The sequence below is a fragment of the Reichenbachiella sp. genome (genome assembly GCF_039944555.1).
Taxonomy (GTDB): Bacteria; Bacteroidota; Bacteroidia; order Cytophagales; family Cyclobacteriaceae; genus Reichenbachiella.
In genome coordinates, this window is sequence record NZ_JBDUYN010000007.1 from 667,282 (window position 1) to 681,221 (window position 13,940).

14 protein-coding genes and 1 tRNA gene are annotated in these 13,940 nt (G+C 41.4%); 8 read left to right on the top strand and 7 right to left on the bottom strand.

All coding sequences use genetic code 11. The features are described 5' to 3' along the window. Positions 1 to 10 precede the first annotated feature (10 nt). The gene (locus ABJD64_RS11325) at positions 11 to 2,050 is read left to right on the top strand and encodes an OmpA family protein (protein ID WP_348178791.1); all 2,040 of its coding nucleotides are present in this window, start codon (positions 11 to 13) and stop codon (positions 2,048 to 2,050) included. Positions 2,051 to 2,142: 92 nt separating this feature from the next. Here the strand turns inward: ABJD64_RS11325 and ABJD64_RS11330 are convergent, their stop codons facing one another. Next, positions 2,143 to 3,177 (bottom strand): DHH family phosphoesterase, encoded by a 1,035-nt coding sequence (locus ABJD64_RS11330; protein ID WP_348178792.1) that lies wholly within the window; start codon positions 3,175 to 3,177, stop codon positions 2,143 to 2,145. Positions 3,178 to 3,427: 250 nt separating this feature from the next. Further along, positions 3,428 to 4,234, bottom strand: a complete 807-nt coding sequence (locus ABJD64_RS11335) for a DUF2490 domain-containing protein (protein WP_348178794.1) — start codon at positions 4,232 to 4,234, stop codon at positions 3,428 to 3,430. Between the two features lie 346 nt (positions 4,235 to 4,580). Between ABJD64_RS11335 and ABJD64_RS11340 the strand changes: the two genes are divergently transcribed. Continuing rightward, positions 4,581 to 5,189, top strand: coding sequence for a hypothetical protein (locus ABJD64_RS11340; RefSeq protein WP_348178796.1), 609 nt, complete (start codon positions 4,581 to 4,583; stop codon positions 5,187 to 5,189). Positions 5,190 to 5,288: 99 nt separating this feature from the next. Here ABJD64_RS11340 and ABJD64_RS11345 read toward each other — a convergent pair whose 3' ends face one another. The 3 genes from ABJD64_RS11345 to pdxH all read right to left on the bottom strand — a co-directional run bounded on the left by ABJD64_RS11345 (position 5,289) and on the right by pdxH (position 7,719). After that, positions 5,289 to 5,735, bottom strand: a complete 447-nt coding sequence (locus tag ABJD64_RS11345; protein ID WP_348178798.1) for a hypothetical protein — start codon at positions 5,733 to 5,735, stop codon at positions 5,289 to 5,291. An 82-nt stretch (positions 5,736 to 5,817) separates the two neighbouring features. Beyond that, entirely contained in the window at positions 5,818 to 7,062 is a 1,245-nt protein-coding gene (locus ABJD64_RS11350) for a family 2 glycosyl transferase (protein WP_348178800.1), read from the bottom strand. A 9-nt stretch (positions 7,063 to 7,071) separates the two neighbouring features. Then, complete coding sequence (gene pdxH / locus ABJD64_RS11355; RefSeq protein ID WP_348178802.1) at positions 7,072 to 7,719, bottom strand: pyridoxamine 5'-phosphate oxidase; 648 nt, start codon at positions 7,717 to 7,719, stop codon at positions 7,072 to 7,074. Positions 7,720 to 7,832: 113 nt separating this feature from the next. Here pdxH and ABJD64_RS11360 point away from each other — a divergent pair, with 113 nt between their 5' ends. The 6 genes from ABJD64_RS11360 (at position 7,833) to ABJD64_RS11385 (ending at position 12,835) form a co-directional block, all read left to right on the top strand. After that, complete coding sequence (locus tag ABJD64_RS11360) at positions 7,833 to 8,417, top strand: tRNA-(ms[2]io[6]A)-hydroxylase (protein WP_348178804.1); 585 nt, start codon at positions 7,833 to 7,835, stop codon at positions 8,415 to 8,417. 13 nt (positions 8,418 to 8,430) lie between these two features. Further along, complete coding sequence (locus tag ABJD64_RS11365; protein WP_348178806.1) at positions 8,431 to 9,009, top strand: YqgE/AlgH family protein; 579 nt, start codon at positions 8,431 to 8,433, stop codon at positions 9,007 to 9,009. A gap of 45 nt (positions 9,010 to 9,054) precedes the next feature. Further along, positions 9,055 to 11,370 (top strand): DUF349 domain-containing protein, encoded by a 2,316-nt coding sequence (locus ABJD64_RS11370; RefSeq protein WP_348178808.1) that lies wholly within the window; start codon positions 9,055 to 9,057, stop codon positions 11,368 to 11,370. A 209-nt stretch (positions 11,371 to 11,579) separates the two neighbouring features. After that, positions 11,580 to 11,653, top strand: a tRNA-Thr gene (locus ABJD64_RS11375). 415 nt (positions 11,654 to 12,068) lie between these two features. Continuing rightward, positions 12,069 to 12,494 (top strand): hypothetical protein, encoded by a 426-nt coding sequence (locus ABJD64_RS11380; RefSeq protein ID WP_348178810.1) that lies wholly within the window; start codon positions 12,069 to 12,071, stop codon positions 12,492 to 12,494. Between the two features lie 32 nt (positions 12,495 to 12,526). Continuing rightward, positions 12,527 to 12,835 carry a hypothetical protein gene (locus ABJD64_RS11385; RefSeq protein ID WP_348195107.1) on the top strand — a complete coding sequence of 103 codons (309 nt, stop codon included), beginning with the start codon at positions 12,527 to 12,529 and terminating at the stop codon, positions 12,833 to 12,835. 5 nt (positions 12,836 to 12,840) lie between these two features. Here the strand turns inward: ABJD64_RS11385 and ABJD64_RS11390 are convergent, their stop codons facing one another. After that, positions 12,841 to 13,116 carry a helix-turn-helix transcriptional regulator gene (locus ABJD64_RS11390; RefSeq protein WP_348178815.1) on the bottom strand — a complete coding sequence of 92 codons (276 nt, stop codon included), beginning with the start codon at positions 13,114 to 13,116 and terminating at the stop codon, positions 12,841 to 12,843. 4 nt (positions 13,117 to 13,120) lie between these two features. After that, complete coding sequence (locus tag ABJD64_RS11395) at positions 13,121 to 13,342, bottom strand: hypothetical protein (RefSeq protein WP_348178817.1); 222 nt, start codon at positions 13,340 to 13,342, stop codon at positions 13,121 to 13,123. Positions 13,343 to 13,940: the final 598 nt, after the last annotated feature.

Below are 13,940 nucleotides of genomic sequence, written 5' to 3' on the forward strand. Positions count from 1 at the left end.
CATAATAAATATGCTAAATAGGCTGTTAGTTACTTTCAGAAAGATCACTGATATGATGAGAACGGCCTTAATACTCTTATTGACTATCCTGATTACCGACCTCAGAGCACAAACTGAAAGAGTCACACTGACCAGTTTGAATTCCGAATATATTGAATACGCACCATCTATTAGTGCAGATGGCACCAAAATGGTATTTCAATCCAACAGAAATGGAGATTATCAACTCTATGAATCAATTAAAAACGAAGAAGGCAAATGGTCTGAACCCACATTGCTGCAAGGAAAAATCAACGATTATGGTGATAGTACGGATTTGATTGGGGGACCCAGTCTCTCCTACGATGGAAATTTCATTTTCTTCTTCGCCTCTTATAATGGTGGACTTGGTGTCGAGGATATTTATTATTCTGAAAGAGAAGGTGACTTATGGGGCACTCCACAAAATATTGGTGCACCAATTAGCAGCAAGCAGTATGAAGGGTTTCCAAGTATATCTTCTGATGGTAATTCACTTTATTTCATGCGTCTTAATAAGAATCTGGAGAAACAATCCAGTTGCTACACCTTGATGGTGTCTCACAAAGATGCTGACGGTAACTGGCAAGAACCCTATGCCCTTCCAGAGAAAATCAATCAGGGTTGCGAGAAATTTCCTAAAATCATGCCTGACAATGAGACATTTATCTTTTCGTCCATACGAGAAAATACGCTTGAGGGCAGCTTTGATCTTTTTCAAGTTCGACACCTCGGAAACAACGAATGGACGGAACCTCTTTGGTTGAATTATGCGAATACGGCTAGTCATGATTATTTCGCCTCTGTGTCTTCTGTGGCAGAAAATATATATCTGAATACCAAAGGGGCAGGAAATTATGACCTTTATTCCTATTACATACCCGAACATCTGCGACCTAAGAAGGTAATCAACGTAAAAGGAGTGGTTACTAACTTAAAAGCTACACCGCTTTCGGCTAACCTGAAAGTTTACAATCAAGAAAAAAACAAATTAATAGCAAACCTTCCAAGCAATCATACAGATGGGTCATTTACGCTCGTTTTACCGGAAGGCACCTACCAGCTGGAAGTTGTATCTGCAGGCTACTATCCCAAAGAAGAAGAATTAGTAATTTCCATGCCCAAAATCTACTGTCCCGTTCATAAGGATATACAACTCACCCCTTACACTGGAAAAGGAATTGTTCACGCAACCAATGTCAGAACACAGGAAAAATTAACTCCTGATAAAATATCTGTGCTGAATTTGGCAGATAGCAGTGAGATAGTCACCGAAGGCAATTCGTTTGATGTGAAGTACAACAAAAGATATCAGATCACAATCAGCAAAGAAGGTTTTGCAGATCAATTAGCAACTCTTGGAGTAAATGATGTATCTATTGATACACACTGGATCGATGTGAATATGGTTCCCGAGAAGCCAAAAGTGATTTTCCAGCCCAAGGACAAGGATAGCAAACGAACCATACCAATCAGTCTGATGATCAAGCAAATAGGTTCGAAGAAAGTACTGTTTAGAGGCAAAACGCCTGGTGACACCACACTTACACTAGATTTGGGCAAAAAGTACTCGGTCTATGCCCTGTCTAAGAATTACTTGTTTTTGAAAGAAACCCTTGATTTGTCCGACGTCAATAGTTACCAGAAAATTGATCATGAGGTCTTGTTACAATTCATCCAACCGGGGGCAAAGCTGACCCTGGATGAGGTGCTATTTCCTTCCAATTCCAGTGAGCTGGAAAAATCATCCTATGACGAACTAGCTGCTGTTTACAAATTCCTGAAATACAATCGAACACTGGTTGTAGAAATAGCAGCGCATACAGATCATGTCGGCTCTCTTTCCGACAATTTGGCACTCTCCAATGCGCGGGCGCAGTCAGTGGTAGATTTTCTGGTTTCCAAAGGTGCTGACAGTACGAGGTTGGTTGCCAAAGGATATGGCGAGGTTGAACCCATTAGCTCTAATCATCATGCAGAAGGGCGTGCGAAAAATCGTCGGGTAGAATTTCGAGTGTTGGCGGTGAAGTAGGTGATTGACCTATTTTGATTATGCGGTCAATATTGGTTTACAATAAACTACTCTACACCAAAAGTGCAGAATTTTAAACCCATTCCGGAAACCTATAAATCAATTTGATGACTCGCTGATTGAGATCCCTTTGAAAAATAATCTGGTATCACCTGTTTAATTTTTTTTAAGGCATCCCCCACAGACTCATTGCTCATTCCCCCTGCAGCATTCGCATGTCCACCACCACTGAAGTGATCAGAAGCTAAGGTATTGACCGGATTTTCATCACCTTTAGATCGAAAGGACATCTTAACTATGCCATCTCGTTCGGCAAGCATGATGGCGGCTTTCATCCCTTTGATAGACAAGGCTAAATTGGCCAAACTATCCGTATCCCCTTTTTTATAATTGTACTTGGCCAGTTCTTCCTTGGTCAAGGAAATAAGTGCCACCTGATAATCCTCCAAAATCTCCAATTTTTCACTCATGGCAAATCCCTGCAAACGCAAGCGACTGGCAGTATTGGTATCGTTGAGTACTTCGTGAATCAAGTGATGTTGAACGCCAGCTGCCAGTAGTTTGGCTAATAATTCATGCGTACGCGGTTGCACCGCTGGGAATCGAAAGCTACCGGTATCAGTCAAAATACCAAGATATAGCGGCGTGCCGATGTGTTGATCGAGCAACTTCTCATAACCAGACTGAACCACTAGCTCTGTGATGAGTTGGGCTGTAGATGACGACGAAGTATCCGATACGCTCAATGTTGGAAAGTCTTGCGGGTTGAGATGGTGATCGATCATCACTTTCTTACAAGTGGCGGCCTCCAACAAGGCTTGCATATCTGGTCCGATACGATCTGTATCATTATAATCCAAACAGAAAATTAGATCGGCCTGCTCAAAGGCTGCCGTCACTTCCTCTGGCTGATCCGTCATTAATAAAATGGGGCTAAGACCCACCCACTCTAAAAAATCAGGGGCAGCATCCGGGTGACAAACCACAGCCGAATGTCCTAACTTTTCGATAAATCTCAACAATCCCAACGAACTACCGATAGAATCTCCATCTGGCGATTTATGAGAAGTAATAATGATACGGGTCGCCGAGCGAATTTCGGATACAATCTGTTCGTAAATATTCATGGCATTCGGATCTATCTATAAGCGCGCGAAGATACATAAGTCATCGTCATTCTATAAATATTCACCCCTGTTTGCAGGGCAAACGCATTTAAAATTTAAACAGCCTTTAAGCCCTGTCAGGGTTGTGCCTGGATAAGTATGGACTGTCTTGAAACCTCAGCTGTCTGATGAAGAGTAAGCCTGACAGGGATCTGATTTTAAATGCACCTGCCCCACTTTGGTGTTTTCTCCAACTAGCCTTAACCCACAATCAATGAATCGGCATGTCTCGTTTCTCCCTGTGTTCGTCTAAGTGGAAATCTAAATGGTGATAGAAACTTAAACGAAAGATACTTCGATGCTCATACGTATGCGGTTCCTTATAATGTCTGAAGGTGTACATGTATCCGGCTTGAACCTGAACCTGCTCGCTGAGATTATAGCCTAAGCCGGCAAACGCCCTATTGTCCTCGAGGTGATTGTAAACCACTGTCTTGCCAGCTTGTATGAAGATTTCGTTGTACAAACTTAAAAACAAGGTGTGATTCTCAAATGCCGGCTTATTGAGCGGCACGTAGAGGGTTAGTTTATATCTAAATCGGTGCGTGAGTTTAAAATCAGATCCCTTTTCATAATCACGTTTGTACCTCTGTTCCAATCTGATCTGATGATACATTTTGATATGATCGAAAGGAGTACCAAAAACCAGCTGCTCCCAGGTCCTAAACTGAGGAACCACTTTGTCCAGGTTTGGGTCGTCCTGATCTGGTGCCCAATAGTAAGGATTCACCACGCCAACGGTTAGATCTGCATATTTGGCCAGACTATAGGTGACACCGAATCGCAAATAGATTTGAGCCATATCGTCGAAACCATTTCTACGGCGGATATGGTACTCGCCATAATACGCCCACTTATCGTTAAAATGATACTTGGTATAGAAACCAAACCATGCACCTGTACTTGTAATTTTTTCTTTTTCTGCAGGTGGTTGGTAGCTCGGCCCTTGAGCCAAAGCAGTAAGAGAGAAGCATACGCAAAATAGCGTAAGCCAGAGCGTAGTACGTGGATTACCCATGAGTTGGTTTGAGCAGTGGTTGACTGAGTTTTGAATTATTCCCAGTAATTAAAGGAATATTTTAATAGAAAAAAAGTAATACCGCTCGACGTGGATGTAAGAGAGCTTTTAGTGTCGACTAAATAAGTTGGCGTTCTAAATCTACGCTCTCCCCAACCAGGTGTAGTTAGTCCCGAAGGGATGCCTATGGTGCAACTACAACTTCATATCATACCCCTCTGGAGCTCACTTACAGTGAGCGACAAACCTACATAAGAGACTGGGACTTCTAATTAAGGCATGTAAAGAATTATCCACCCAAAAAAAAGTACATTAGCAACTAACCATTTTTAAATCTTCTCATCAGTTGAAAAAGATTATACTAGTCATTGCTGTCTTCATGATCGATTCAATTGTATTGGCTCAAAACATGGATAACACTACTCCAAATCTTAAAGACCTTCAAAAAGACTCGTTAATCGAACGGGCTAATAAATTACTGGAGACCAAATACCCTGATTTCGTTTTTAATGCCAAGGAATATCAAATTACTGCATGGGCAAACACCGAAAAAGTAGTGGTAAAGTTCAGACGAACGATCCAATTTACACCCTTGGACAGAAAGGATGAAAATTTGAATTTTGATTTTGCAGTTGACCTTACTAATCAGAATATTTCACCATTTGATACTTGGGGAATGGATCGATTTTACATTCCTACAAAGGACGAACAAGTAAAAATTGATTTTGTCATCAATGCCTTTGGTGTGCCGCGACTAGGTTTTAACAATAGTATTGTTGAAGATTCGGCTATGTATAAAATTCATATCGATAATGAAATGGCATTCGGACGTTACTTCATCGATAAAATAACTGGGAAGGAATGCATGGGATCCATAGAAGGGAGTTATGCCCAGATGCCTAATGATATTCCTCAGCTAACCGATCCAAATCCTATGATTGAAATAAAGGAATAAAAATACCCAGCTAGGTGTAGTTGGTCCCGAAGGGATGCCTATGGTGCAACTACACCTTCATATCAAACCCTATCACAGGTCATAGTACCCATTAGGTACCTACTTCCCATATTGCAAATTGGTACTTTGGTAGGTGGTGCCATAGGTCGCTACTAAATTCCTTACTTGATACAAAGCATCAATCAATTGATCATTTTCGAGTTGTTTCAGAGGATGTGCGAAGACCGACCACAAGATCCCGTTGGCCAGGGCATATTTGGCATCCAAAGCTCGGTCAAAGTTGGCTTCCATCAAAGTCACTAAATCCTCTTCTTTGAGTACTGATTGTTCAACTACACCGGCCATGATTCTCATCCTATTGGCATTTTCATCCGTGATCAGTATCAAGGGCATCCCTTTAAAATTGTACTCCACTACATTATCATTTTCCTTTACGACCGTGGCCTCTTTGGCAATCAATAGTTTGATGGTTTTAAAATCCATCTCCTGAGCAATAGAGATGTTGAAGCAGGACAGCAATAATATCAGGACAACTATATTCTTCATAACGGTGAAAGGATGTGAATACTAAATATAACCTAAATGAGAGGAGAAAGATTTCAGATGTCGGGTAAATAATAATTGCTCTTTAGTTATCAGAGCAATCCACTCTCCTTAACTCCACCAACTTCCTTCTCAAATCCCAATCTTTGGCATCCATACCCATGGTCTCAAATAACCAATCCACGCCTTCAGCTATCGGGACATTTGGATAGAATTCGTCCCGGGCGAAGTGCACAAATTTCAGCACTTTGAAGCCATCGAACCATTGGTAGAATCGTTTTCGAAAAATAGTGAGTGAATTCGCCTGAGTCTTGAATTCGGAAATCTGAGCGATGAACTCTTCCAGTGGGACGAACTGCTGAATAGTGACAGGAAGATCGCTCCATACCGTTTCGGCAGTCTCCGTTTCGTACATTTCGCCTACCAGACTGAATAATTGTTTTAAATCCTTATAAATCTGATGGTTGTAACTTAGACATTCAACTTTACCTTCATCTAACCAGGCACCTATTGCCCTACCTGTCCCGAAGGGAACACGATCTGATCTCCTGGGTGACGGGATGATTTTGGTGGTATTCAATTCTTTGAAATTTCCCAAAGGAATGATCTTGTGCAGGAAGTAGAAGTCCTCTCCTGCTTTGCGACGATTCATGCCACCCTGCTTTTGATAAGCCGAAGACCGCACGGCCATGCTAGACCCGATGGTCTGAAAGGCGTAAGGGAAGCCCGCATACTTCAGTCCATCTACATAGTAACGTAAATGAAGTTCATAGTTGAGAATGCCTTCATAAATCTCCGGCTCCAGGTCTCCTTCGAGCGGATGCTCAAAGTGGATTGAGCAGCCCGGAGTTTTGGGATTATCCATAAAGATCTTCTCTACTTCAATCAATAGATTAGTTTCACAAGTGCTATCCGCATCGAAACACAAGATGACTCCGTCCTTCTCTTGCGCTTCAAAGATACGCACGGCTTCGTCCATTCCGATCTTGCGCGCCAGCCCTACCCCGGCATGTTTCTTAGGCAACTCACTTTCCAGGATGAAATGGTATTGATATTTTTTCGGTTGCTGACCTAACCAAAATTGACAATCGACTAGGGTCTTTTCATTGTGCTCCTTGATTTCAGGAGTGCTCTTTTCGGAAGCATTAATAACAACTATCACAGCAACCTGGTCTTCAGGCCTATCGCACAATTCCAAAGCATTTAGTGAAGTCAGTAAATCCGGTTCGTTGTGACAAGGCAGCACGACAATAATATCCGGCGTACCATAATTACCTTTGGTAAGGTAAGTGTGTGGATAAGCGTATCGCCCCAGGTAAATATTGGACACAACAGAAACTTAAGGTGCCAGTCTTTTGGTCACCCACTGGCCATCTACCAAATCATAAATAATACGATCATGCAATCGGCTGGGACGACCCTGCCAGAATTCCAGCCTGACTGGCTCCAGCAAATACCCACCCCAAAAATCAGGTCTGGGAATTTCACTTTCATTTTCAAATTTGTCCTGAATTTCTTCCACTCGATCATCCAGAAACTCTCGGTTCGGAATTTCCTGACTCTGTGGTGAAGCCCATGCTCCTATTCGACTGCCATAGGGTCTTTCTTTAAAGTACTCATCAGAAATGATGGGATCAACTTTGCTGATCTTGCCTTTAATTCTTACTTGTCGCTCCTGAGACTTCCAATGGAAGGTCATGGAGGCATATGGATGTTTTTCAAGCTGCCTCGCTTTATTGCTATTGTAGTTGGTATAGAACGTAAATCCGTCTTCGGCATAAAACTTCAGCAGGACAATCCTTCCTTCCGGAATCTGATCTTCACCAAGCGTAGACAAAGTCAACACATTGGCTTCATCCCCATCAGACTTCATCGCAGCTTTGAACCACTCTTCAAACTGCATCATGGGATCCGGATGCACACTCTCCTTGGTCAGTGAGTCCTTTCCATAATCCTTTCTCATGCCGGGTAAAAATTCTTTTGCCATCCTTAATGTTAATATTTCTCGTATGTGTTACAAATATCACCGAAATCATTAATTATGCATATATAATTCTCAGATTCAAACCCAAATAACTACATAATTCATTATCTTAAAATATGCAGCTACGAGTACCCCTTTGCTACGACAGTTCACCCGAATGGGTCGATACTGTAATGAATAATTTCGATTCCTTCCTTCAAGACCATGCCGACTGCGAACGTAAAGCCTCTTCGATGGCCATGAGCTTTGTGGCAAAATTTCCAGACAGGCTGGAGATTCTACCTGAATTGATCGATACCGCCGTAGAAGAATTGGAGCATTTCCGATCTGTTTACGAGATCATGCAAGAAAGAGGCATCCAACTCAACCATGAGATACAAGAGGATAAATATGTTAAACAGTTGATACAAAGCTGTAGAAGCGGACGCGAAGAAAGGTTTATGGACAGGCTGCTACTGGCCTCTGTTGTAGAAAATCGAGGAGCAGAGCGTTTCAGGCTGGTCTATGAAAGTTTACCAAAGGGCAAACTCAAAGAGTTTTACCAAGACCTTTGGGCCTCTGAAGCCAAACATGGCGAAGTATTCGTAAAAATGGCCTTGATCTATTTTGACGAAAATGATGTTTATAAAAGACTAAAAGAAATGAATGAGATAGAAGGCAAAATTATGGAAGCCATGCCGCTATCTCCAAGATTACATTAAACCCAAATAGCTTATGGATTACTTTCATTCAAAACAGAAATTCAACCCCCAACGAGGAGACGTCCTGATCTCAGAACCCTATCTTCCCGATCCCAATTTCGAGCGTACCGTGGTGTTGCTTTGCGAGCATGACGAGAACGGGACTTTTGGCTATGTTTTGAATAAACCCTCATCTGCCTATTTCGAAGATGTGATCGAACAGGTTTCGGATTTTAAAGAAAGGCTATTCATAGGTGGTCCGGTGCAGCAAGACACCTTACATTTTATACATCGTGCTCCCGACCTGATACGTACCGGAAGAGATGTCGGTGGCGGTATCTATTGGGGGGGTGACTATGATGAATTGTTATCTCTCATAGATTTAAAACGAATCGACCCAAACGACTTCAGGTTTTTCCTTGGTTATTCCGGCTGGGCTGCTGGTCAGTTGGAAGAAGAATTAGCTGCCAAGTCTTGGATCGTATGCAAGGGCCTATCGGCTAATCGTGTATTTGATGTCGACGAAAAGCTGTTATGGAAAGACGTATTGGAAAGTTTGGGCGGTAAGTTCAAAATGTTCGCCAACTACCCTAGTGATCCCAATATGAACTAATGCCACAAAAAATGCATAAATTGCATAGTGTAGAGAAAAAGATTTATGATTAAAGAGAACGAGATGACTGGATCAACAGATGAAAAATCGACGAATCCGGGGGCTGTTCAGGAAAACCCTGAATTAACTAATGAGAATGAAAATACACTTGATTCCACCTCCGATTCAACCGAAAACCAAGTAACACCAGAAGCTGCCGCAATTCCGGAAGAGAAAGTTTCTGAAGAAATTCCTAAAGAGACTGAGGCCGACCAGGAAGAGACTTTGACTGCAGAGGACACCTTGCCTACGACAGAAGAAGTACCCGTCACCGAGGCCATTGAGACCTCCATTGAAGAACTGGCAAGCGAAGAGGTCGAAACTGAAGCTACTGAAGCTCCCGCTGAAGAACAGGAAGCCGAAGAAGTCGAAACTGCGGCTGAGGCAACAACCGAAGAACCTCAGGCGGTGGAAGAAAATACCTCAACTTTGGAAGAAGCGTCTGTCGGTACTGATGACGAAACAACCCAAGCAGAAGAACCGGCTGCAGAGACTACTGAACTACCGGCTGAAGAACCGGAAGCCGAGGTTCAGGAAATAACCAAAAAAGAAGCTGCCAGTACCTCAGAAGAAAAATCTGAGAAAAAGGAAGAAGAACCACGCGAGGAAATTGACTATACCAGCTACACCAAAGAACAACTGACTATGGCCCTGGCCGATTTTTCCAATCAGGAAGATGGGTTCAGAAAGACATTCGATATTGGCAACATCAAGAAGAGTTATGATGTGATCTTTCAAAAAGAAAGAGCTGAAGCTTTGGAGAAATTCATAGCTGACGGTGGTTCTAAAGACGACTTCCAATACAAGCTGGATGAGTTCTCCATCAAGTTTGAAGCGTATTTTAAAATTCTACGCGAAAAGAAATCAAAAAATGCCAAAGAGCAAGAAAAGCAGAAAGAGCGAAATCTTGAGCTGAAGAATGAGTTGCTCGAAAGACTCAGAGTATTCGTGGATGACGACGAAAATACTTCCAGCATCAATGCTTTGAAAAAGTTGCAGGAAGAATGGAAGGCGATTGGTCCGGTACACCACCAGCACAATCGAACACTTTGGGCCAATTACAATGCGCTCATGGATCGTTACTACGATCACAGAAGTATCTACTTTGAGCTCAAGGAACTCGATAGAAAAAAGAATCTAGAGGCCAAACAAGAGCTTTGCAAACAAGCTGAAGCACTGGATGCACTCGAAAATCTAAATGAGGCCATCAAAAGATTGAATGAACTTCATGAGGATTACAAGCACATAGGCCCTGTACCCAAAGAAGTGCAGGAAGAGACTTGGCAGCGATTCAAGGCTGCCTCTGATGTGGTCTATGCCAAACGCAAAGACTATATCTCGCACCTGAAAGAAGAGCTAGGTGAGAATTATGAAAAGAAAATAAAACTGGCAGACAAAATTGCCGATTACGCCTCATTCACGTCCGATAGCATTGGTGAATGGAACAGTAAGACCAAAGAGCTGTTGGCTGTTCAAAAGGAATGGGAATCGGTTGGCGCCATGCCAAAAGACCAGGCCAAAGCTGTTAACAAGAGGTTTTGGGGCGATTTTAAAACGTTCTTTCACAACAAGTCTGCATTCTTCAAAACCCTGGATTCTCAGCGTGAAGAGAACCTTAAACTCAAACAAGTACTGGTAGATAAAGCCATCGAGCTGCAAAGCAGTGAAGACTGGAACGAAACAGCCAATGCTTACAAAGCGCTGCAAAGAGAATGGAAAGAAGTTGGCCCTGTTCCTGGCAAAGAGCGTGAAAAGATCTATAAAAAATTCAAAGCAGCCTGCGATGAGTTTTTCAACAAGAAGCGTGACCATTCGAAAGAAATGGAGTCTTCTTACGATGGCAACCTGAAGAAGAAGGAGGATATCTGTGCTTCCCTTGAGGCTCTAATTGGTGCCGAAGATTTACATCCTCAGCAGGTCTACGACTTGCAGGATGCTTTCAATGCTATTGGGTTTGTGCCCAAAAAAGCAATCAAGTCCATCCAAAACAGATATCAGGAGGCTTTGCAAAATATCATTGCACAGGCCAAAGACTTCGATGAAGAGGAATTGGCAGAACTGAAATCGCTTGTTCGTATCAACAAGATGAAATCAGGACCTCATGGCGACCATAAGTTGCAGCGCAAGGAGCATTCGATCAAAAGAAAGATTCAAAACCTGGAGAAGGATGTATCTACCTGGAAGAACAATTTAGGTTTCTTCGCCAATTCTAAAACGGCCAGCGACATGCTCAAAGATTTCGAAGAAAAGATCAGAAAGGCAGAAGAAGAACTGGAGGAACTCAAAGAAGAATTAAAGTTGATTACCTACGCGGAACATTGATAATCAATCGCTTAGAAAAAACTTAAGAATTAATTTCTTGAGTTGCTTGCAAGTGAAAAATTCTGCTTTACTTTTGCACACGCAAATGACCAAAAGGGTCAGCAAATTGTAAGAATTTATTGCCTCCATAGCTTAGTTGCGGTTCGACGTTTCGACCAGAGCAACTGACTTAAGTACTCCTTTAAAAGAGAAGGAGATTAAAAATATTAGCCTCCATAGCTCAGTTGGCCAGAGCAACTGACTTGTAATCAGTAGGTCGTTGGTTCGAATCCGACTGGGGGCTCTTGTAAAGGTCTTGAAGAAATTCAAGGCCTTTTTTTTATGTCTAATCAGCAATAACCAACGACCGGTCGTTGGACTGGGCGTCCCCGTTCGAATCCGACTGGGGGCTCTTAATCGAAAGCAGTTACAGAAATGTGACTGCTTTTTTTATGTCCGGTGTTATGCTGCGGTGCTATGATCGACACCTCAAATCCAACTTTTAGTATCATACAATTCTAAATTTCTGGTTTCTGAAATCAATTCCTTTTTACCTCAATAATGCTTGATTGAGCTCTTATCTCCTTCGTGCTTGATGTGCATGCCCTATATGGCGTGTAGCGATAGTTAAATGTGCGCTATTCGGGCTTTATCATACTGTAAGATACTTGATGGCATCATGGTAATTTCTTATTAAATTCGACACCAAGCGATAAAATATGGATAATAATAATTCGATTTCAGAAGATGGAAACATCTCAGTTGATGTTAAACCAATGGTTTACTCAAAAACGGCTATAAAAGGCTTCTCATTCTTCTTTTCAACAATTTTTGGAGGAGTACTTCTATATAGAAACCTAAAATCCTTGAATAAGGATAAGGAGGCGTACATCGTCCTTGGACTTTCTATTGTCTATACAGCATTGACAGTTTATGTTGTTAATATCCCAGAACGGCCTCAGTCATCAATTTCATATTTGTTGAATCTAATAGGAGGAGCTATTTTGGCCGAATATTTTTTTGGTAAGTATTTGGGGTCGGAAAAGGATTATCAAAAGAAAAAGATATGGAAGCCTCTGATTATCTCGATGTTAATCTCGATTCCATTACTACTGGCTATGTTCTACGAAGCTGGAATTATTTAAGTATAAAATGTCTGTGGTTATTGATATTTTGGATGGAAAAAATAGTCATACGAATGTCTCTTACAACTAATAAACTACTGCTGATCAGCATTGGCTTTATTGCGCTTGCTTTTGTTATTGTTCCGTTCTCGGAGACTCTTGGAATTCGACATAATCAAATGGCATTATCAGCATTGGCTTTAAATGTTGCTTTTGGACTTAACACTGCTGGCATAGCAGCCTCATTCTATGAAAGAAAAGAGGGTAAGAAAAAATCAAGCATCGGTTTGATTGGCAATACTATATTGGTGATTGGGTATTTCATAATAACGATATTAGCACTTAATGTAGGAAGACAATAAAATCGCTAGGAAATAAGCTTCTCCAAAATCGGCTTTATATCTTCATACATTTGTTTTTTGTCACTTTTGAGATCCATATCCTCCATTGACACTAGAAAGAGAAAACGAAGTGAAGTGCCTAAAGATGAACAGATCTTAGTTAAAGCTGTCAAGGTCGGTTCTACTTTGCCCGCTTCAAGCCTAGAAATATAGGCTTGAGTGAGCCCGGCTTTTTCAGCTAACTCCACTTGGTTTAACCCCTTCTTCTTTCGAAGATTTTTTACCGCTTTACTTACATCCATTTTTTTAATTACCTAAAATCTTCGCAACCTGCTCCAGAACCTCGGATTTTGCTAATATTCTCAACAAAGTGAAAGCGATTTCATTCATCTCCTTCAACCCAAAATTCTTCCTCTCCAGATGACCTCTGGCGACTAAAATAGCCTCCTTTTCATCCGTGCTAAGAATGCTGTCGTACTTGGACAACACATTGTTCAATTCCAATATTGCTTGTTTCTTCTTTTTCATAATTTCAGACGATTTAATACCAAGAGACAAATAATTGGCCTGAGCCAACAACAACCATCATCTATAAATGATGTACCGTTTTCTGTAAAAATTTGGCCTTTAGCCAAACCCCAAATAACTACCCAACCCTTGGTTAGATAGTCGATTGACATTAAAAGTGCTCCTTCAAGAGCATTTCAAAAAAACCAGATCAACCAAACAAGGCCAATCTAGCAGCAGCAGTGTGAGAAAAATTAAATTGTACTTAATGTGGCCGAAGTGAATGGTGCTTTCGGCCGAAGCAATTGGATTGAAGATAATGAATGGCTAATTTTTGTTTTCCATTTGAAAATGGCTAAAAGTTGTATGCCACATTTCACAATCTACATTCCAAATTTAAACTAAGAGGTTATTGATGATGCCGAATTGAACTTGCTTTCGGCAAACATTCTGATGAATAATCATGAATGACTTTTCTTTTTTCAATGTCCATGATCATTTTCTACTGTTTAAAAAAATAGAGAGCCCTTACCTCGATCCTAAAAAGGATTTAGTGTATTTCCTCTCAACCAAATAGTCTCTTCTCTCAATCGTCTATGTCTGAAACTAACAATACTTC

Bases quoted from the DNA above. Each gene is read 5' to 3' on its own strand.
- ABJD64_RS11385 (WP_348195107.1), top strand. From the start codon at position 12,527: ATGGAAAAAATAGTCATACGAATGTCTCTTACAACTAATAAACTACTG.
- pdxH (WP_348178802.1), bottom strand. From the start codon at position 7,719: ATGGCAAAAGAATTTTTACCCGGCATGAGAAAGGATTATGGAAAGGAC.
- ABJD64_RS11390 (WP_348178815.1), bottom strand. From the start codon at position 13,116: ATGGATGTAAGTAAAGCGGTAAAAAATCTTCGAAAGAAGAAGGGGTTA.
- ABJD64_RS11380 (WP_348178810.1), top strand. From the start codon at position 12,069: ATGGATAATAATAATTCGATTTCAGAAGATGGAAACATCTCAGTTGAT.
- ABJD64_RS11330 (WP_348178792.1), bottom strand. From the start codon at position 3,177: ATGAATATTTACGAACAGATTGTATCCGAAATTCGCTCGGCGACCCGT.
- ABJD64_RS11395 (WP_348178817.1), bottom strand. From the start codon at position 13,342: ATGAAAAAGAAGAAACAAGCAATATTGGAATTGAACAATGTGTTGTCC.
- ABJD64_RS11345 (WP_348178798.1), bottom strand. From the start codon at position 5,735: ATGAAGAATATAGTTGTCCTGATATTATTGCTGTCCTGCTTCAACATC.
- ABJD64_RS11335 (WP_348178794.1), bottom strand. From the start codon at position 4,234: ATGGGTAATCCACGTACTACGCTCTGGCTTACGCTATTTTGCGTATGC.
- ABJD64_RS11365 (WP_348178806.1), top strand. From the start codon at position 8,431: ATGGATTACTTTCATTCAAAACAGAAATTCAACCCCCAACGAGGAGAC.
- ABJD64_RS11360 (WP_348178804.1), top strand. From the start codon at position 7,833: ATGCAGCTACGAGTACCCCTTTGCTACGACAGTTCACCCGAATGGGTC.
- ABJD64_RS11325 (WP_348178791.1), top strand. From the start codon at position 11: ATGCTAAATAGGCTGTTAGTTACTTTCAGAAAGATCACTGATATGATG.
- ABJD64_RS11370 (WP_348178808.1), top strand. From the start codon at position 9,055: ATGATTAAAGAGAACGAGATGACTGGATCAACAGATGAAAAATCGACG.